Consider the following 21,743-nt stretch of genomic DNA (forward strand, 5'->3'; position numbering starts at 1 on the left):
AGTATTTCCTTTATTAACCGTAACGGCCAGTTATGTAATCTTCAGTTTTCTTTTTCTGTGGCGTAGTAAATAAGGTATTGGTATCACTGTACTCAATTAAATCACCCATATACATAAATGCTGTTTGATCAGAAACACGCGCTGCTTGTTGCATGTTATGAGTAACAATTACTACGGTGTATTTCTGCTTTAATTCAGTAATGAGTTCTTCAATAACTAAAGTAGAAATAGGATCTAGTGCCGACGTTGGCTCATCAAGTAGTAAAACTTCTGGCTCAATTGCAATGGCACGAGCGATAACTAAACGTTGTTGTTGACCACCAGATAAACCAAGAGCACTGTCATGGATCCTGTCTTTTACTTCATCCCAAAGTGCTGCTGCACGTAATGCTTTTTCACATGCTTCGTCTAATACTCGGCGATTTTTTTGGCCGATTAAACGTAAGCCATAAACGACATTTTCATAAATAGATTTAGGAAAAGGATTAGGACGTTGAAATACCATACCTACTTTACGACGAAGCTGGGCTACATCAACGTGCTTGCCATAGATGTTTTCACCATGAAGGTTTATTTCACCGGTAATTTTACAAATATCAACCAAATCGTTCATTCGATTGATGCTTCGTAATAACGTTGATTTACCACAACCACTTGGACCGATGAATGCGGTTACCTGGCCTTTTGGGATCTTCATCGATATATTTTGTAAGGCTTGTTTATCGCCATAAAACAAATTTAAGTCTTTTATTTCTAACGCTACCTGATCATCAGTTAGGTTATGAATATCAACAGCCTTATTTTGCATGGTTGTCGTTTCTGGTTTTACATTAATCATAGTATTCACTACTCATATTAAATTTAATCTGTACCTGACTTATCAAGTAAGTCAATTAATGCTCAAGTGAGCGATATTTTTCTCTCAGTCGGTTTCGAATAGAAACAGCGGTCATATTTAAAGCAACAATAATGGTTACTAATAATAACGCAGTTGCATAAACCAAAGGTCTTGCCGCTTCAACATTAGGACTTTGAAAACCAACATCGTAAATATGAAAGCCTAAATGCATAAACTTGCGCTCTAAGTGTAAGAATGGAAAGTTACCATCAAGTGGTAAAGTTGGCGCCATTTTAACTACGCCAACAAGCATGAGTGGTGCTACTTCACCTGCTGCGCGAGCAATTGCTAAGATAATTCCGGTCATAATCGCTGGGCTAGCAATTGGTAAAATAATACGCCATAAGGTTTCAGCTTTAGTTGCACCTAAAGCAAGTGAGCCATGGCGCATGCTAGCAGGAATACGGGCTAAGCCTTCTTCTGTTGACACGATCACCACAGGCAGCGTTAATATGGCTAAAGTGAGTGCTGACCATAAGACACCTGGTGAGCCAAAGGTCGGGCTAGGTAATGATTCAGGATAAAAGATTTGATCAAGAGAGCCACCAACCATATAAACAAAAAAGCCTAAGCCAAACACCCCATATACAATGGAAGGTACGCCAGCTAAATTAATTACCGCGATACGAAGTAATTTGGTAAAAGCATTATTACCTGCATATTCATGTAAGTAGATAGCGGCCACTACGCCAAGAGGAGCAACAATCACTGTCATCAGTAGTACCATTAATACGGTACCAAAAATTGCCGGAAACACACCACCTTCGGTATTTGCTTCGCGCGGTTCGGCAAATATAAAGTTACCTATTTGGGCAAAGAACATTCCTATTTTTTCAAGCATATTTAGCTGATTGTTAAAACTAATATGGATAACCTGCTCAAGGTTAATTTCAACTTTTTCTCCGCCCATAGAGCGAACCACAATTTTATCGCGTTGAACTTCATCTCTGAGCTTGTTTAACTTGCTTTCTAAAGTTAAATACTCATCTTTTAATTGTTTAGTTTGCGCGGCAAATTTAGCTGTTAATTGCGGTGTTAATTCACCATCGATTTCAGCTTTACGAGATTTTAGACGAATACGTTCTAAATCGTAATTAATCGCGCCTATGTCGGTTTTTTGTAATTCGAAAATTTCATCTTGCAAGTCATCAACTCGGTCCATAAATCGATTAAGTTGCGATAATTCAACGACTTTACCATCCATGTAAACCTGCTCGATAAAGCCATAAAAATTACCATTGGTGCGACGTTCAATAACCACCAAGTCTTTAGGCTGAGATTGTTGCTGAATAAGCGGCGCTGCAATCCAACGAAAATCCAGATTAACTAGCTCTCGGTTACCGGTTTTAATTAAATAACGTTCAACAAATTCAGCGCCTTTAACATCAATTCCGGTATGGATTAGTTGTTCGGCAGGAATACTTTCAACATCATAAATTTCACCAATAACCGTACTTGGCGTGCCTTCAACATCTAACATTTCAAATTGATGTAATTGTGAAGGCCAAAAGTAAGATAGACCATTACTTGCTATCAGTAATAATAAGCCGACAACAGAAATCAAACTTAGGGTAACACCGCCTGCACTTAACCAAACCCATGGCGAGCCAGACTTGAACCATTTATTTAAATTATTCATTACTAGATTCCTACAGCGAACTGTATTTTTCACGTAAACGCTGACGTACAAACTCAGCTAACGTGTTAAAGATAAAAGTAAATACAAACAACACAAAGGCTGCTAAAAATAGAATACGATAATGCGAACTACCCACTTCCGACTCTGGCATCTCTACCGCAATATTGGCTGACAATGTACGCATACCTTGGAAAATGCTCCAATCAATTACCGGCGTATTACCAGTAGCCATAAGCACTATCATGGTTTCACCAACAGCTCGGCCTAAGCCCATCATTACTGCGGAGAATATACCAGGGCTTGCCGTTAACAACACAACTTTAACTAAGGTTTGCCACTGCGTAGCTCCTAAAGCTAAAGAGCCAGAGGTTAAATGTTTCGGTACGCTAAAAATGGCATCTTCGGTCATTGAGAATATCGTTGGCACAACCGCAAAGCCCATGGCAATACCAACAACTAAAGCATTACGTTGGTCGAAATTAATGCCTAAATCATTGGTGATATATTGACGCATATCACCACCAAATAGTGCATCTTCAATTACTGGTGAGCATTCAAATGATAACCAACCGGCAAATAATAAAAATGGCAATAAAATAAGTGGAGCGAAGCTTTCTGGTAAAATCAGTTTTAGCGATTTAGGCGTTTTAAACCATGCAAATGCAGTTAGCACAGTTGCAAGTGGTAGCACAATGAGCAGTAAAAATACGGCTGGCAAATAGGCTTCAATTAATGGTGCTAACCAAAGACCAGCTAAAAAACCTAAAATAACGGTAGGCAAAGCTTCCATTAACTCAATCGTTGGTTTAACTGTTTTTCGTAAACCTGGCGGCATAAAGTATGCAGTATAAATAGCGGCAGAAATTGCAATAGGCACAGCAAATAGCATGGCATACATTGCAGCTTTTAACGTACCAAAAGAAATAGGCATTAAAGAAAATTTAGCTTCAAAGTCATCACTGCCTGACGTTGATTGCCAAATGTAGTCAGGCTCAGGATAACCTTCGTACCAAACTTCTTGCCAAATAGCTGACCATGTAACTTCCGGGTGTTCATTTTCAACATCAAAAGCGTCTAAAGTACTTGATGATGTTATTAACCCATTAGCTCTTGGGGCAATAGCAAAGGGTTGTTGATCAGAGTTTAATAATTTTCCTTGCCAAAGCTTAGCTTCACTTGTGGTGTAATAAACACCTACTTCACCCGTTGGCGTAACCGCATAAAAACTCTTACGGTATGTTTCAGGATAAATCTTGCTAACAGGCTCATCGGTACTGGCTTTAAAACTGCGAATTTGCTGATATTTTCTAGCATTTTCACTAGCAACTTCAAACCACTGTAAAACTTCACCGTCACTCGTACCAAACAAAATAGAGCTGCTACCAGATAGTAGAGCCATAGAGGTGATATTAGCAGAGGTGTCGTATACAGGATTAAACTCAGTAATAACGGGTACATCCCAGTCATCACCTAAGTCATAGAGTGTTACGTTATTATTTTTAACAACCACAGAAATGAGTAAATCAGGAGTAATGGCTAAATGAGATATGGCACTAAATTCTTCGGCAATAATTTGATATTCGGCGCTAAATTCTGAGTCATAATTAAAGTCATCTTCAGCAATTAATGAGGTTTTTATAAAACGTTTATCTTTGGTTAGAGCAACAAAAATGGCACGTTCTTCATTCATTGTGAAGCTAAAGCTATCGATTTCACTTTCTTGCTCATCAATAAATATAGCCTCGTCACCTAATGGATAAAATATTGTTGGTGTAACCGTGCGCTCATCTGCGACAAAGTTTACTTTAAAACTAGGTTGAATCACTCGAGCAGAGCCATTGTTTAGTAGAATAATGTATTGATTGATGTTGGTTGCCAATACTTCTTGTATTACTTCTCCTTCTGCAAGTAATGACTGGCTTAGAAGTAATTCATTAGCTTGGTGCTTATCATCGCTATTGGTTTGATAAAAATTGATGTTACCGTTTTGATTAATATGAAAAGCTATGTGCTTTTGCTCATCAATACCTACAGCTAATGTTTTACTACTTGCTGCAACAGGTATACTTGCTACAGGCTCAATAGTCGCGGATTCAAATACCGGTTTAATAACATAAACTAAGTACAAGAAGATCAAAACTAAGGTAAACAAAACGCTTACCCCGCCAGCTGAAATTAACCAACGAGCTAGTGTGTTTTTTACTTGCCTTGCCTCAAAAGATTTAGCAGAAACTGTCACTTTAATACTCTCAAAGTAAATATAATTATTCGACGATGGGAAGTATAAGACACTAATGTGACAGTTTTGTTACAGCTGAAAAATTATTTCATATAACCCGTTTTAACCAAAATAATGCAGCCCTCTTCACTAAAGGGATTATGCTTTGAATAATTAGGAGAACGAAGCCATGTACCTTTAGGATATGTCCCATATTCATCTGCAAATACTCCATCGAGAACAAATATTTCCTCGCCGCCAGCATGAACATGCGGTTGAAAATGAGTACCCGGTTGCCAACGAACTAACGCGGTATGCTCCGTGCCAAAGGAATGTAATGGCATTACCGATAAGCCATCGACCAATCCTGGTAACCACTGCTGCTGGCAAGTTTCAATTTTAACAAACTTATCATCGCCCGTTTGAAACTGATTAAGCTTAACAAAAAGCTCACAGCCTTCAGGGCTTTTAGGGGAGTGGCTTGAGCCGGGAGGATTACGAAAATATGTGCCTTTAGGAAATTTACCATGTTCATCTTCAAACACACCTTCAAGAACAAAAATCTCTTCACCACCGGGATGGCTGTGTGCAGAAAAACTTGTATCCGATTCATATTTAACCACACTTGTTGTTAAACCAGATTCGGCAGATTCTCGTTCAAGTTTCTTACGATAAACACCTTTACTTGGTGATTCCTGCCAAGTTAATTCACTAGTATTAATCGCAAGCTTAACTGAGCGATCTAGATTTAGCTGCTCATTATGCATATACAATCCTATTGATAAATTAATCGAACTTAACACCAGTATGAAGTAATTAAACCGATAGGTGTAATGATTTTGCAACAGTTCGGTATTATTTAGTTACATTTTTAGTAGTATTGATATAACGAAAAGTTTTACAACGCCATAAGTTTGTTATAAAACAGATGCCACAAAAATTTTTATAAAAAATTAATTTAGTATATCAAATACATCATCGGGAATAATATATCTATGAAAACCAGAATTATTACACCAATAGCACTGGCTGTAACGCTAGCGCTAACAGGTTGTCAGTCAGGTAACGACCAACAAGAAACAGCTAAAGCTGAACAAGTTGTTACTGCCAATCCTTTCTTCAAAGCATGGGATACTCCATTTGGCATGCCCGCTTTTGATAAAATCAAAGTTGAGCATTACCTGCCAGCACTTGAAAAAGGCATAGCTGATTTAAAAGCTGAAATAGAAGTTGTTAAAAACAATCCCGAAGCGCCAACTTTTGAAAATACCATTGAAGCAATGGAAAAGTCTGGTGATTTATTAGATAACGTTACTAGTGTGTTTTATGGTCTGATCGGCTCTATGTCAACACCTGAAATGCAAGACATTTCTAAGAAGATTTCTCCACAACTTTCAGCCCTTGGTGATGACATAAACTTAAATGCAAAACTTTTTGCTCGCGTAAAAGCAGTTTACGATCAAAAAGATTCATTAACATTAAACACTGAACAAAAAACATTACTAGATAAAACTTACCGTGGTTTTGTTCGTGGCGGTGCTAATTTAAATGATGAGCAAAAAGCAACACTTCGTGACTTAAATGAACAGCTATCTAAACTAAGCATTCAATTTGGTGAGAACCTATTAAATGAAACAAATGGTTTTGAATTAGTAATCGACAATGAAGCAGAGTTAGACGGTTTACCTGCTGCAATTATTGCTGCAGCATCTGCTACTGCAACAGAACGTGGTCATGAAGGCAAATGGGTATTCACCACTCATCGTCCAAGCTTCTATCCATTTTTAACTTACTCTACTAACCGTAAGTTACGTGAACAATTATTCTACGCTTATACACACCGTGGCGATAACGATAACGCTAACGATAACAAAGCAATCGCATCAAAAATGGCTTCTCTACGTTTCCAACGTGCGCAAGTAATGGGTTATAAAACGCATGCAGATTACGTACTTGAAACCAACATGGCGAAAAACCCTGAAAATGTTTACGGTTTACTAGATAAAGTATGGCCTGCTTCATTAAAGCGTGCCAAAGAAGAAGTTGCAGATATGCAAGCATTTGCTAACTCGCAAGGTGCCGATTACAAGCTTGAAGCTTGGGATTGGTGGTATTTCTCTGAAAAAGTTAAAAAGATGAAATACGACTTAGACGAAGAAGCAACTAAGCCATACTTTGAATTAAACAATACCATGCAAGGCGTGTTTTACACTGCTGAGCAATTATGGGGTGTTAAGTTTACTAAACGTGATGACTTACCAAAATATCACCCAGACGTAACAACTTATGAAGTTACTGATCGTGACGGTAGTGTTATTGGTGTTTACATGACTGATTTCTACGTTCGTTCATCAAAACGTGGTGGCGCTTGGATGAGCTCATTCCGTAAGCAATACAAAATGTATGGTGAAAACGTACAACCACTTATCTATAACGTATTAAACTACCCTGCACCTGTTAATGGTGAACCAGTATTATTAACGTTTGATCAAGCATCAACATTATTCCATGAATTTGGTCATGCAATTCAAGGCCTTCTATCTGATGGTTACTACCGTTCATTAACGGGTACATCTTTACCTCGTGATTACGTTGAATACCCATCACAAGTAATGGAAAACTGGATGACCGAACCACAAGTACTAGCAAACTTTGCTAAGCACTATAAAACTGGTGAAGTTATCCCAATGGAAATGGTAGAAAAAATCCAAGCTTCAGGTAAGTTTAACCAAGGTTTTGCAACTACTGAGTACATGGCAGCAGCTTTACTTGATTTAAAATGGCACACACTACAAACAGCTGAATTACAAGATGCAGATAAGTTTGAAGCAGAAACTCTACAAGAGTTAGGCTTAATCAGTGAGATTGCTCCTCGTTACCGTTCAACTTACTTCTCGCACATCTTTGCCGGAGGTTACTCTTCAGGTTACTACGGCTACATTTGGTCTAATATCTTTGATGCAGATACTTGGGAAGTATTTAAAGAAAAAGGTATCTTCAACCAAGAAGCCGCTACTGGTTACCGTGAAAACGTTCTAGAGACTGGTGGAACAGAAGACCCTATGGAAATGTATAAGCGTTTCCGTGGTAAAGAGCCAAACCCACAGTACTTACTTGAACGTCGTGGATTAGTTCCAACAAGCAAGTAATTAAGTTTTTACAGCTTATATAGAATAATAAAGCCAACTTACTTTGTAAGTTGGCTTTGTTTTATTTAAGCTAAATAATCAAAATACAATCAATCAGTTACTCGTTAAATTAATCTTGAATTACAACTTCAGCCATAGTAATGACCCCGGAAGGGGTTTTAACAATTACCTTGAGCACTGCAGAATCAGAAACTCCATCACCTTTAATGACCACTGAACATGGTTCAAAACCATAAGTACTGCTATTTAAAACTTTACATGAATTAGGACCAACAATTTCCCCATTGCCAGTTTCAAACGTAATAGTAGTCCCCGCTGGCATACGTCCATTATGGATGTCTGCTACACGGGCAATCACTGTTTTGGCACCAGTAGAAATATCAACCGGCATATAGTAATTATTTACATCATCGGCATTTAAATCAGCTTCTATTAAGCTTATATAGGCATGAGAACCAGCCTGTAAAATAGTAATATTTTTCCAAATAGGTAACAATTGCTTTGTGCAACCATTGCCTTCTTCCTGACAAAGTACGCTATTTAATACTCCATTTCCTAAACCTTGATATACGCCATCATTGTTGAAATCGACAAACTCCTCATTATCCCCCCCAAGTTGAAGGCAATTAGCTCCACAGGCATCAATAGCCTCTTGAGCACCGGCGGATAATTCACCATTAGCATAACGTCCCGCAAAGATATTATCTTCGTTATCATCTCTAAACGCTTCTGATGCCAAATCAGTATATGCTTCACCTACATCATAAACACCATTACCATTTGTATCAGCAAAGCTTTCTTCACCAATTAAATGGGCAAGAATGCTGATACGATTTCCATATACTTGCCCTAAACCAAGTGGACAAGGGTAAGCAATATCTGGTTCATTAAATCCCGTATCCAAACCTATGCTCGTTAAGCATGGGGTTCCACCTCCTAACCAACGAGTAGCAGTGTTTTCATCTCTAAACGTTGGTACTGGAACTCTTGGATTAGAGCTAGTCCAAACAACAGAGCATTGACCATTTACAGTAGTACAAGAAGGTTCAATTTGGCCAAATTCTGTAGTAAATGCAATGGCAGTCCCATTAGGCACTGGATTATTAAAATGATCAGCTACATAGGCATTAACCAAAACTTCAACTCCATCAATCTCCCAAGCTTCTGGGTTATAATTAGAGACCGATAAACTAAAACTATTATAATCGGCTACACCCGAAGAAATAGTAAGTAAATCAGATATAGTCGATATACTTGTATTATCAGTAAGAGTAGCGACTACCCGCAAAGTACTTGCAACACTACCCGATTGCACAATAACATCGACAAAACCATTTACATCAGATTGACCACTATTATTAAGCAGGGTTAAGTTACCAACATTGGTTGAAAGTGAAAAATCAACTTGTTCAAAAGCTGCTGGCTCACCACTAATATCAAATACTTGGAAAGTAAGAGTGGCAGTTTCACTTCGAGTGAAATCGGAATTACTCGTCGGACTTATTATAGTTGAGCCACTGCCACCCGTACCTTTGAGAGCCAAAAAGTTATTTGAAAGCGCTATAAAATTAATGCTACCAACAGCAGCATCTTGTACATCAAGAGTTGTACTTTGCTGTAATAAGTTGCCAGCTATAGTCGTTGTTGCTGTAATAGTATCTACTTGGCCACAGGCAATATCTTTATAAGTCGCTTGAGCAATGCCATTTATTGTCGTTACTGATGTGTCAATCGTTGCAAGACCAGCATCAACACAACCGGAAGTAAAAAATACGGTTACTGGTGATGTAAAAATATTTTGTTCAGTATCATCAAATAATTTAGCACTAACAGTACTTGACCCTTTCGCGCCAATGCTAGCGGGTAGTAATGTGAGTGGTTGCATTACAACTTGAGTGAGGCTTTCGCTTACGGAAAAATTGATACTAGCAGTTAAACCCTCTACAGCTACAGTCAGTGTATCAGCTCCTACTTGATTTCCTGCGGTTAAAACCACACTTGCCACACCATTTTCATTAGTTATTGCTGTAGCAATAACAGGGTCAATAGTAGCTAATCCATACGTCAATGAATATTTAACAAGTACCCCTGATTGGGCTTGCTCACCAATGGATAAAATAACATTAACCTGTACTGAACTTTCAGCCATTAAATTAGGGACAACATCACTACTAGCACCACCAAAGTTGACAGATAAAATGTATCCGTTGTCTGTATTAACAATAGCTGTGCTGGAATCATCTGAATTAGGCGTTGTATCTGATGTTTTGGTTCCGTTTAGATAAGCATTGATATTTTCAGGCGAAGGTTCATCACCTTCACATCCAATCAAGATAGCGCATACAAAAAAAATGTAGGTAATTACTTGTACAGTATATTTCATAGTGTTAATCCTTCATCCACTCTGTAACTACAACCCTTTGTTACAGATGTTACTTTATAAGATCTTAATATTAGTAGGTAAACTCAATATTGCACAAAAAACGAACAACCAATGAGTTTTTTATTGATTATCTCTTTGTATCGAAAATAACTTTTGATAAAGATTGCATGAAATATGCTATGTAGGTTTAGTGTTTTAACTAATTAAATGATGTATCAATTTAGAAAAGCATCTGTTTCGAATGAATATCATGCTGACGAATAAAATATTAAACAACCACTGCAGTTATTTCGGCTATAAACTTTTCTGAGGCATTATCAAATGATGTATAGCTTTTTGATTTTAACAAAGATTCAAGCTCTATCGCTCGCTTAGAAAGCTCGGCAAAACCAAACATACCTGCAGCCCCTGCTATTTTATGTACCTCAATCTCAAGGTTTTGATAATCAAGTTCATTAATATAAGTTTCTAACTTAACTTTATCTTGGGTTAAATTACTTTTAAATGTGGTAATTAAATCAGAGAAGTCAACTTGGCCTTCATTGTTTTTTGCTTTGGCTAATTGTTCCGACTCTATTACTTCAAAATGCTGTTTTAACATCGTAATAAAGTTAGCTCTATTTATAGGTTTTTGTAGATACCCCGCAAATCCCTGGGCTAAATAACTTTTTACTTCATGCGCCATAGCATTAGCCGTGAGGGCATAAGTTGGTTGATTACAGCCCTGCTCTCTCAACATGGCAAGCGTTTCTACACCGCCTATTTCTGGCATTTGTATATCTAATAAAATTACTTGTGGCTGCTCTTTAACGGCAAGGCTAACAGCATCTTTAGCGTTATTGCTAGCAATAACATTTAAACCAAGTTTTTGTAAAAGGTGTTTAATTAACCTTAAAATATCGCTGTGATCATCAACAATTAATATCTTGCCTGTAAAGGTTAAATTATCAGTGTTAAATGTATCAGGGCACTCATCAGCATCAACCGATGAAAGTTGGTTAAGACTTTTTAAAGGTAAAATAAAAGAAAAAGTGCTGCCCTCTCCTAACGAGCTTTCAACTTCAATGTCTGCTTTCATTAAGTCAGCAATATTTGATGATAAAAATAAACCTAAGCCGGTCCCGCCAAATCGACGATTTACACTACTATCAGCTTGGGTAAAGCAATCAAATACTTGCTTTACCTGCTTTGTATTCATGCCAATACCAGTATCTTTTACCGAGAATACTAAATTATCATCTCGCTTAGATATGGTTAAAGTAACATCTCCTTGCTCGGTAAACTTTATTGCATTAGAACAAAAATTAATTAGTACTTGGGTTAAACGTAAGCTGTCAGCGTAAAAATAAAATGGCGAATCGAGCTGGTTTTGAATAGTAAATTTTAAGCCTTTTTGTTTCGCTCTGTAGTTAAACATATTAACCAGCTCATCAGTTATAGTGCCTAACTTAACCATCTCTGGATTTAACTCTAATTTGCCCGCTTCTATCTTGCTTAAATCTAGGATGTCATTAACTAGCTGCAATAAATGTTGGCTGTTTTTATGAATTATTTTAACTTCTTCACTTAAATTATCCGCCTCTACCTCACCAAGCACAATCGCTTCAGATTGCCCGAGTATTGAGGTTAACGGTGTACGGATTTCATGACTCATATTAGCTAAAAATTGGCTTTTAACTTTACTGGCTATTTTCAGTTGCTGAGCGACAATTTCAAGTTCTTTGGTTCTATCTTTAACTTTTGACTCTAGCTGCTCATGATATAGGCGAGCTTTATTACGACGATAAAAAAGGAATATTATGACTAAAGTAAAAATAGTAATAACGACAATGAAATTTTGTTGTGTTTTTTCCTCTTCAGCCTGTAAAGCAAGGAGTTCAGTTTGCTGCTTTAATTGCGAAATCTTTTGGTTTAATTGCTGCGACTCTAGCTTTAAAAACGCTTCCGATAAGTTTTTACCTTCTAGCACGTTTTGTTCGTTTTGATATTTGTATAACGTGGCAAATGCTTGTTTGGTATTAAGTTTGGAGGTTTCAATTAGGGTATGAACAATCAAGTTTTGGTGCAAAATTTTATCGTGATTTAAACTTTTTCCAATCAGATCAGATTCAGTTATTGCTATAGACGCCAACTCAATCTCACCTAACTGAAAATGCGCTTTTGCTAATTGCGCCAAACCGTAGGCTTTTAAATCTTCAAAACCTTCGGCATCACTAAGTTCAATTGAACGCATTGCATAACGTTTAGCTAAAGCAGGCTTAGATAATTCATTATTTAATGAAGCTAAACTATTTAATTCGATTGCAGCATCAGAATCATGCCCGTGCTCAGTAAAGTAATCTAAAGCCTTTAGTGTGTATTGTTCACTGAGTTTATATTCACCAATATTTTTATACGCCAAGCCAAGGTGGTTATGAGCCTGCGCAAGACCATAATAATTTTTTAGTTTCGTTCTAACTAAAACCACTTCCTCTAATATTTCAATTGATTTTCTGTAACCTTTTAATGATAAGTATAAGCCTGCAATATTAAAGCGGATATCAATTTGATCTTCTTCACTGCCGTGTTCATGGTAAATTTTTGATGCTTTTTCATAAACCTCTAGCGTAAATAGAGGCTTGCCCATACTGTCATAAACTAAACCAATATTATTGTATAAATGCGCTTGTTTAATAGGGATATCAACATCGACATAATAGTTTAATGAAAACTGATAGGCATCTAATGCTTGTTGATGCTCGCCTTTAAAATAACTATATATACCAATAAGCTTGCTAATTTCTGCAGCAGACTTTTTAAAATCATGGGTAATAGAGATTTCTTTAGCTTGCTTCAGAGTGGCTATTGCATCTTTTAACGAACTTTCATCTGCAAACAGGCTAGCAATAGCCTGTAATAATTGAACTTGTTCACGAGCAGTAAGTTTTTGCTCAGTTAAATAAGTTTGTAAGTTGGCAATACCTTGTTGTTTATCAGATAGGTTTTTGGCTTGTGATATGACGGATTCAACGGAGCTTGCACTAGCTAAACTAAAATTAGCAAAGGATAATGTTAAACATAAAATAGCTAAGCAGAATCGCATATTCTAGAGGTATCCTTATATTAACTATTTTTTATTTAATTAGTTTTATTAAACAATAATTTATCAAAATTAACAATAATATTTTAAGAGTAACAGTTACAAATAAATTAATATTCAATAATTATTTGTGGATCAGGGAAAATACTTAAATCCGTTTGCTTAATAGTGTATTTTTAACCTAAAATATTAGGCAATTATAAAGCTAACCAGAAAGGTTTCATACATATGGCATTGCCAGATAAATTTATCTATTCAATGAACCGCGTATCTAAAGTGGTTCCTCCAAAACGTACAATTTTAAAAGACATTTCAATTTCATTTTTTCCTGGCGCTAAAATTGGTGTTTTAGGTTTAAATGGCTCAGGTAAATCATCATTACTTCGCATTATGGCCGGTGTTGATACTGAGTTTGAAGGCGAAGCAAAGCTACTTTCGGGCACAAAAGTAGGTTACTTACCACAAGAGCCACAACTTGATGAAGAAGCAACGGTACGTGAATGTGTTGAGCAAGCGGTAAGTGAAGTTAAAAACGCGTTAGCCCGTCTTGACACTGTTTATATGGAGTACGCTGAAGAAGGTGCTGACTTTGATGCGCTTGCTAAAGAGCAAGGCGAGTTAGAAGCGATTATTGAAACTCAAGATGGCCATAACATTGATAATGTTTTAGAGCGTGCAGCTGATGCTCTACGATTACCTGCATGGGATCAAAAAGTTAAAGTGCTTTCTGGTGGTGAACGCCGTCGTGTAGCTTTATGTCGATTATTACTTGAAAAGCCAGACATGTTATTACTTGATGAACCAACTAACCATTTAGATGCAGAATCTGTTGCTTGGTTAGAGCGCTTCTTACATGACTACCCTGGCACTGTTGTGGCAATTACCCATGATAGATACTTCCTTGATAATGTTGCCGGCTGGATCTTAGAGCTAGACCGTGGTGAAGGTATTCCTTATGAAGGTAACTATACTTCTTGGCTTGAGCAAAAAGATGCTCGTTTAGAACAAGAGAAACGTCAAGAAAACGCATTAGCTAAAACCATTAAGCAAGAGCTTGACTGGGTTCGTTCTAACCCGAAAGGTCGCCAAGCGAAATCTAAAGCTCGTATGGCCAGATTTGAAGAGTTATCAAGCAATGAAAATCAAAAGCGTAACGAAACTAACGAGCTATATATCCCACCTGGGCCTCGTTTAGGTGACAAGGTAATTGATGTTGAAAATATTACCAAGGCTTATGGTGAACGCGTATTAATTGATGATTTAAGCTTTTCAATTCCAAAAGGCGCTATCGTTGGTATCATCGGTGCGAACGGCGCAGGTAAATCAACATTATTTAAAATGCTATCAGGGGCTGAATCACCAGATTCAGGTACTGTAACTATTGGTGATACCGTGCAACTTGCCAGCGTTGACCAGTTCCGTGACGATATGGATGACAACGCAACAGTTTATCAAGAAATCTCAGAAGGTGCCGATATTATTGCCATTGGTAATTATGAAATTCCAAGCCGTGCTTATGTAAGCCGCTTTAATTTTAAAGGTACAGACCAGCAAAAAATTATCGGCCAGTTATCCGGTGGTGAACGTAACCGAGTACATTTAGCTAAACTAGTTAAAACTGGTGGTAACGTAATTCTTCTCGATGAGCCTACCAATGACTTGGATATTGAAACATTACGTGCACTGGAAGAAGCAATTTTAGAATTCCCTGGTTGTGCCATGGTTATTTCACATGACCGTTGGTTCTTAGACCGTATTGCTACTCACATCATTGATTATCGTGATGAAGGGCAAGTAAACTTCTTTGAAGGTAACTTTACTGAATACGAAGAATGGCTGAAGAAAACCTTAGGGCCGCAGGCCACTGAGCCGCATCGCATTAAGTACAAGCGTATTACGGCTTAGAGCTAGAGACTAGGTATTAGAGATTAAAAACGCCATTGTTTTCAACAATGGCGTTTTATTTTGCTTAAAATAAAACTATTTTATTTTAGTCATTAGAAAATTGACGCTTCAATGTGTTCAGTTAGTCAGCATGAATGATTGCAATGTGGGGCACAGGTCTAAAAATCAGATAATTAAACTATTAAAGATCAAAGCATGAGTCCTCGTGCGAATTGTTTACCGAAACCTATTACAGCCAGCCCGATGATCACTAGTAGGATACCTACACCTAATGTTTTAACGTCTTTCTTATCCATTGTTATTACCTACGCAAATTAAATCTATTTCTGAAGCAACTAAATCAATTAAAGTTTCATCAAAGCCTACTTTTGTCTAACCTTTCTATCATGCTGATTATTAATTACTTTTTAGCAAGTTTATAAATGATAAGTGGCAGCTTAAAAACTATCGTCTATATTGATTACGTACATAAAAATTATAATGCCAATTTTAAAAAATAAATACTTAATTAAAAGCTGGCTAGCAATTATTCAGGAAAACAAAATGAAAAAACTAATAATCCCCTGCTTAGTTATGTTTGGGCTAGCTGCCTGTACAAACTCTGCGGATGAAAATGAAAAATCGACTCTTGCATCTGGTGTATTTAAAGAAAATATGGATACAAGTATCAAACCAGGCGATGATTTTAATGCTTATGTAAACGGTAAATGGATGGCATCGGCGAAAATTCCAGATGATAAAGCAAGTATTGGTATAGGACAGGAGTTAAGTGACAAAGCTCAAGAAGATGTTAGATTAATTATTGATGAGTCTTCAAAAGGAGGGTTTGCTAAAGGCAGTGATGAACAAAAGGTTGGCGATTTATACAATTCTTATTTGAATATGGAGAAGCGTAACCAGCTTGGTATGAAACCTCTACAGCCTGTTTTTGCACAAATTGATGCAATTAACAATCATACTGATTTAGCGGTATATTTTGCTAGCTCAAATAAATTAGGCTACAACCAACCATTCTCTTTAGGTCAGTACGTGGATTTAAAGAATCCCAATACTTATATGATTTACACTTGGCAAGCGGGCCTTGGCTTACCCGATAAAGAATATTATTTTAAAGAAGGCGAAAAATCACAACAACTACGCGATAAATACCTTATTCATCTTGAAAAAATGCATGAATTAGCTGGCTTAGCTCAACCAAAGCAATCTGCTCAATTAATTTATAACCTCGAACTCTCTCTAGCTAAATCTCACTTAGCAAAAGAAAAAACACGAGATATGGTCGCGCTTTACAATAAAATTCCTTTAGCTGATTTAAATACCATTATGCCTGACTTTCCTTGGCAGGATTATTTAAATGAAACTGGTTTTGCTGGTATTGATGGATTAGTAATAACGCAAATAGATTATATGAAAGCATTAAATCATGTGATCAAGAGCACCAGCATTGATGATTGGAAAGTCTATTTAAAATGGCAAGCAGTTGCTACCAATGCAACCCGTTTAAATGCAGCCTTAGATCAACAAAATTTCGAGTTTAATGTAAAAACCTTATATGGGGCAAAAGAACAAAGACCTATGTGGCGCCGAGCCGTATCTGTAGTTAACCAAGACTTAGGGGAGGTGATAGGTAAGGTTTATGTTAAACGTCATTTTTCACCTGAAGCAAAAGCCAAAATGCTAGAAATGGTTGATTATTTACTTCTTGCTTACGAGCAAAGCATTAAAGAATTAGATTGGATGAGCGATGAAACTAAAGTACAAGCTCTGGATAAATTATCTAAATTTACCCCTAAAATTGGTTATCCAGATAAGTGGCGAGATTATTCACAACTAACTATAGATGCAGATGATTATTTTGGTAACAGACAGCGTTCAGCTTTGGTTCTTTACCAACAAGCCTTAGATAAACAAAATCAGCCAGTAGATAGAACAGAATGGGCGATGAATCCGCAAACGGTTAATGCTTATTACAACCCACCATTAAACGAAATAGTGTTTCCTGCCGCTATTTTACAACCACCATTTTTTGATCTAACGGTTGAAAACGCTACTAATTATGGTGGTATCGGTGCTGTGATCGGCCACGAAATAGGTCATGGTTTTGACGATGCAGGCTCAACATTTGATGGTGATGGCGTGTTAAGAGATTGGTGGACATCAAATGATAAATCTAAATTTAAAGAGCGTACCTCTGCTCTTATCGCGCAATATGACTCGTTTGAAGTGTTCCCTGATTTAAACGTTAACGGTACTTTTACTTTAGGTGAAAACATTGGCGATTTAGGCGGTTTAAGTATTGCAATGAAAGCCTATAAATTATCTCTTAAAGGCAAATCTGCACCTGTGTTAGATGGATTTACTGGCGAACAACGAGTACTTATAGGTTGGGCACAATCTTGGCGTAAAGTTCAGCGAGAAGAAGTTCTGCGTCAGCAAGTTGGTACTGATCCTCACTCCCCTGCTAAGTTTAGAGTCAATGGAACAGTGAGCAATGTACCTGAGTTTTACAATGCTTTTGCTGTTGACGCAAACGACGCGCTTTATTTAAGCGAAAAAGATCGCGTTAAAATTTGGTAGATACATCAAGGTAATAATATTAAGAAATGCCGTAATTTATTTACGGCTTTTTTTATTAATATTCATAGAGTTAACAAATAAAAGTAAAAACTTAACAAATCAGCCTAACAATATACGAAAAAGCATATATAATAAATTTCATATATATTTACTTATGGTGACAAATGGATCCTACGCAATTTTTTAAATGCCTTGCAGATGATACTCGTTTAAAGACCCTGATGTTAATTGAACTTGAATCTGAGCTTTGTGTTTGTGAATTAACAAGCGCACTAAGTGTTAGTCAGCCTAAGATATCTCGTCATTTAGCTCTGCTGAAAAAAGCAGGAGTGCTAACCGATCGAAAACACAGGCAATGGGTATATTACCAGATCAACCCTAACCTTCCCTCTTGGGCTAAGTCGATTATTACAACGAGCACCGATGAAAATAAAGAATTTTTAGAAAATAATATTAACTTATTACAGCAAATGGGTGAGCGACCTGAGCGCGTAAAAGCCTGCTGTAATTAAACTTAAAGAATAAAGGAAAGATAATGACTATTAAAATTGGCATAAACGGTTTTGGCCGTATGGGACGTTTATCAATGCGCGCAGCATTTGATTGGGATGATGTAGAAATTGTCCATATTAATGACCCTGCTGGCGACGCTGCTACACTTGCGCATTTAATGACTTTTGATTCAGTGCATGGTCGCTGGCATCACGAAGCTACAGCTCAAGGTTCAGACATGCTAATCAATGGCAAAGTGATCCCATGTACACAAAATATTAAAACCGAAGATACCGATTGGTCAAAGTGTGATGTGGTTATTGAAGCATCAGGTAAAATTAAAACCAAAGCTTTATTACAAGGCTATACAGAACAAGGCGTTAAGCGAGTAGTTGTTACAGCCCCGGTTAAAGAAGATGGTATTTTAAATGTGGTGTTAGGTGTAAATGAGCACTTATATAATAAAGACATTCACCCTATTGTTACTGCAGCCTCTTGTACTACCAACTGTTTAGCGCCTGTAGTTAAAGTTATTCATGAAAAGCTTGGCATAAAGCATGGCTCAATGACCACTATTCACGACATAACCAATACGCAAACTATTTTGGATGCGCCCCACAAAGATTTACGCAGAGCTCGAGCCTGTGGCATGAGTTTAATCCCAACAACTACTGGCTCAGCAACGGCTATTACTCATATTTTTCCAGAATTACAAGGTAAGTTAAATGGCCATGCTATTCGTATCCCCTTAGCTAACGCCTCATTAACTGATTGTGTGTTTGAAGTTGAACGTGCAACTAGCATAGAAGAAGTAAATGAGTTACTTAAAAGTGCTGCAGAGAATGAACTAGATGGCATTTTAGGTTTTGAAACTAGACCGCTTGTCTCTATCGATTATAAAACCGATCCACGCTCAAGCATTGTTGATGCCCTTTCAACTATGGTAGTTAATGACACCCAAGTAAAACTTTATGTGTGGTATGACAACGAATGGGGTTATGCAAACCGTACTGCAGAGCTTGCTCGTATGGTTGGCCGAGCTGATAAAGCTTAAAATATTTAAAACGAGTAAAAGTTAGTTATGTTAAGTCAGTTATCACCACAAATTAAACAATATTTAATTATCACTGGTAATTATTGGGCTTTTACCTTAACTGACGGCGCGCTGCGCATGTTGGTTGTGTTGTACTTTCACCAATTAGGGTACAGCCCGCTTAACATTGCTTTACTATTTTTGTTTTATGAAATATTTGGCGTAGTAACCAACTTAGTTGGTGGTTGGTTAGGCGCTCGACTTGGTTTAAATAAAACCATGAATATTGGTTTGGCCCTGCAAATCGTTGCTTTAATCATGCTTAGTGTATCAAGCCAATACCTGACAATAATGTATGTAATGGCTGCACAAGCTTTATCGGGCATAGCCAAAGATTTAAATAAAATGAGCGCTAAAAGCTCAATTAAATTACTGGTACCTGAAGATGCTCAAGGCAAACTATATCAATGGGTTGCTGTATTAACTGGCTCTAAAAATGCCCTAAAAGGGGTAGGATTCTTCTTAGGAGGTTTACTACTTACCTTACTAGAATTTAAAGGTGCTGTTTTAGCTATGGCCGCCATGCTAGCAGCGGTTTGGTTATTTAGCTTATACGCTCTTAAAGAAGATTTAGGTAAGGCGAAAAGTAAGCCTAAGTTTAATGAAATATTTTCAAAAAGTCCGGCGATTAATATCTTATCAGCAGCGCGTATGTTTTTATTTGCCTCTCGAGATGTTTGGTTTGTCGTTGCCCTGCCCGTATTTCTAGCCGCTAGCTTTAACTGGGATCACTGGTGGGTTGGTGGTTTTATGGCAATTTGGGTTATAGGCTACGGCTTTGTACAATCATTTGCACCCTACTTAACCGGAAAAAAGCAAGGTAAGGTGCCTTCGGGGAAATCCGCACTACTTTGGGCATGTTATTTAGCTATTATTCCAGCTCTAATAGCCCTTGCTGTCACTACAGGCTTTTATGTGAAAGAGTCATTAATTATAGGTCTATTAGCCTTTGGCGCTATATTTGCGGTCAATTCATCTTTACATAGCTACTTAATAGTTAATTACGCTAGAGGTGATGGTGTATCGCTTGATGTCGGCTTTTATTACATGGCAAATGCAATGGGAAGATTAATTGGTACTGTGTTATCTGGCTGGGTATTTCAACAATATGGTTTAGGGATGTGTTTATGGATCTCTGCATTTTTTATTGTAATAACTGCAATTATTTCAATAAAGCTTCCTGATACTGCGAATAATTAAACTAAGCTATAAACTATAGCCGGTTAGAAATCTTGAAACTCATAAGCGTCAATAGCTTTACGCGCTTCGGCAATGGTACAGTCAGCTAGTATCACTAACTCGTTCACTGTTATATCTGGGTTTCGCACCACAAAATTCATAATTTCAGCTTGGGTAAGATCGCCTCGTTGTTGTTCGAGCAATTTAACTATCCATTGCCACGTTGGCTCTTCGCTAGCCCTTACCAATTCGATGATCTTAGTCATTTGTTCGCGAGTAGCTGATAAACGCCAGTTACGTGAACGCCCTATTCTGCATAACTCACAACCACTTTCTCGCACTAAGCTTTTGAGCTCATAAGCTCGCAGTGCTTTGCGTAAAAATGATGGTAATAATATATGACGAACTGACGACAAAATAGACCTTAACTCACGAAAAATAAATCAATTAGATATTTTAACAATTATCAGCAAACAATAAAGCCCCTAGGCTAAGTAATTGCATATATTTTAAGCAAGATTAAATCATACGGATTAAGCTAATTAGCATGATCACTGCAAAGAGTATAAATAAGCTTCCGCTTAATTTATTAATTACATTAGGATTTAGCTTAGTTAGCCAACGCTGACCTATATATACGCCTAATGCAGTCGTTGCAATTAATGCTAAACTTGCGCCAGACCAAACTCCAAAAGGATTTTCTGTAGTACTTAACGTAGCAACTGCAAGTTGGGTTTTATCGCCAAATTCAGCAACGACAATAATCAATAGAGTACTAATAAATATACTTTTGCCAATGCTGCTATTGTCTTCATCATCGGTTTCAGGCTTTGCTAAGAGAGCTTGAATACCAAAGATAAAAAACACCCCACTAGCAATCGCAGTCATTATATGAGTTGGAATAAATTGGGTAAGGCTTGCTCCCAAAATAACAGCAGCCCCATTAAGTAAGACAAAGGCAGCAATAGCCCCGAAAAATACTTGTGATGCTTTATATCTTGAAGCTAAAGACATACAAACGATTTGGCTCTTATCGCCGATTTCGGCAAGAAAAACTAAGAGAAACGTAAATAAAGTTGAGGAGATAAGAGGTTCTGACATTGATAATCGAGTTTTTAAATTGTTTATTTA

At 37.3% G+C, this 21,743-nt stretch carries 14 protein-coding genes; 6 read left to right on the plus strand and 8 right to left on the minus strand.

Translation table 11 applies throughout. The features are described 5' to 3' along the window. Nucleotides 1-13 precede the first annotated feature (13 nt). From pstB to FNN08_RS07380, 4 genes are all read right to left on the minus strand, one after another. Nucleotides 14-838 (minus strand): phosphate ABC transporter ATP-binding protein PstB, encoded by an 825-nt coding sequence (gene pstB, locus FNN08_RS07365; protein ID WP_143584064.1) that lies wholly within the window; start codon nucleotides 836-838, stop codon nucleotides 14-16. A 55-nt stretch (nucleotides 839-893) separates the two neighbouring features. Further along, nucleotides 894-2,537, minus strand: coding sequence for a phosphate ABC transporter permease PstA (gene pstA / locus FNN08_RS07370; protein ID WP_143584066.1), 1,644 nt, complete (start codon nucleotides 2,535-2,537; stop codon nucleotides 894-896). Nucleotides 2,538-2,547: 10 nt separating this feature from the next. Further along, nucleotides 2,548-4,776 carry an ABC transporter permease subunit gene (locus FNN08_RS07375; RefSeq protein WP_185962585.1) on the minus strand — a complete coding sequence of 743 codons (2,229 nt, stop codon included), beginning with the start codon at nucleotides 4,774-4,776 and terminating at the stop codon, nucleotides 2,548-2,550. 83 nt (nucleotides 4,777-4,859) lie between these two features. Then, nucleotides 4,860-5,522, minus strand: a complete 663-nt coding sequence (locus FNN08_RS07380) for a cupin domain-containing protein (RefSeq protein ID WP_143584070.1) — start codon at nucleotides 5,520-5,522, stop codon at nucleotides 4,860-4,862. A 228-nt stretch (nucleotides 5,523-5,750) separates the two neighbouring features. Between FNN08_RS07380 and FNN08_RS07385 the strand changes: the two genes are divergently transcribed. Beyond that, the gene (locus FNN08_RS07385; RefSeq protein ID WP_143584072.1) at nucleotides 5,751-7,904 is read left to right on the plus strand and encodes a M3 family metallopeptidase; all 2,154 of its coding nucleotides are present in this window, start codon (nucleotides 5,751-5,753) and stop codon (nucleotides 7,902-7,904) included. Nucleotides 7,905-8,013: 109 nt separating this feature from the next. Here FNN08_RS07385 and FNN08_RS07390 read toward each other — a convergent pair whose 3' ends face one another. Both FNN08_RS07390 and FNN08_RS07395 read right to left on the minus strand, forming a co-directional pair. Continuing rightward, entirely contained in the window at nucleotides 8,014-10,287 is a 2,274-nt protein-coding gene (locus tag FNN08_RS07390; protein ID WP_143584074.1) for a hypothetical protein, read from the minus strand. Nucleotides 10,288-10,555: 268 nt separating this feature from the next. After that, the gene (locus FNN08_RS07395) at nucleotides 10,556-13,369 is read right to left on the minus strand and encodes an ATP-binding protein (protein WP_143584076.1); all 2,814 of its coding nucleotides are present in this window, start codon (nucleotides 13,367-13,369) and stop codon (nucleotides 10,556-10,558) included. 225 nt (nucleotides 13,370-13,594) lie between these two features. On the opposite strand from FNN08_RS07395, the gene ettA reads away from it, so the two are divergent. From ettA to arsJ, 5 genes are all read left to right on the plus strand, one after another. After that, entirely contained in the window at nucleotides 13,595-15,271 is a 1,677-nt protein-coding gene (gene ettA, locus FNN08_RS07400) for an energy-dependent translational throttle protein EttA (protein ID WP_143584078.1), read from the plus strand. A gap of 543 nt (nucleotides 15,272-15,814) precedes the next feature. After that, complete coding sequence (locus FNN08_RS07405) at nucleotides 15,815-17,848, plus strand: M13 family metallopeptidase (RefSeq protein ID WP_143584080.1); 2,034 nt, start codon at nucleotides 15,815-15,817, stop codon at nucleotides 17,846-17,848. 164 nt (nucleotides 17,849-18,012) lie between these two features. Next, nucleotides 18,013-18,360, plus strand: a complete 348-nt coding sequence (locus FNN08_RS07410; protein ID WP_143584082.1) for a metalloregulator ArsR/SmtB family transcription factor — start codon at nucleotides 18,013-18,015, stop codon at nucleotides 18,358-18,360. A 23-nt stretch (nucleotides 18,361-18,383) separates the two neighbouring features. Continuing rightward, on the plus strand, nucleotides 18,384-19,394 hold the full coding sequence (locus FNN08_RS07415; protein ID WP_143584084.1) for an ArsJ-associated glyceraldehyde-3-phosphate dehydrogenase: 1,011 nt from the start codon (nucleotides 18,384-18,386) through the stop codon (nucleotides 19,392-19,394). A gap of 27 nt (nucleotides 19,395-19,421) precedes the next feature. Beyond that, a complete protein-coding gene (gene arsJ / locus FNN08_RS07420; protein ID WP_143584086.1) occupies nucleotides 19,422-20,633 on the plus strand; it encodes an organoarsenical effux MFS transporter ArsJ in 1,212 nt (403 codons plus the stop codon). 23 nt (nucleotides 20,634-20,656) lie between these two features. Here the strand turns inward: arsJ and FNN08_RS07425 are convergent, their stop codons facing one another. Continuing rightward, on the minus strand, nucleotides 20,657-21,028 hold the full coding sequence (locus tag FNN08_RS07425) for a ribosome recycling factor family protein (RefSeq protein WP_185962586.1): 372 nt from the start codon (nucleotides 21,026-21,028) through the stop codon (nucleotides 20,657-20,659). Nucleotides 21,029-21,131: 103 nt separating this feature from the next. After that, nucleotides 21,132-21,713 carry a TMEM165/GDT1 family protein gene (locus FNN08_RS07430; protein WP_143584090.1) on the minus strand — a complete coding sequence of 194 codons (582 nt, stop codon included), beginning with the start codon at nucleotides 21,711-21,713 and terminating at the stop codon, nucleotides 21,132-21,134. Nucleotides 21,714-21,743: the final 30 nt, after the last annotated feature.

Origin of the sequence: Thalassomonas sp. M1454 (genome assembly GCF_007097525.1) — a bacterium.
Lineage (GTDB): Bacteria > Pseudomonadota > Gammaproteobacteria > Enterobacterales > Alteromonadaceae > Thalassotalea_A.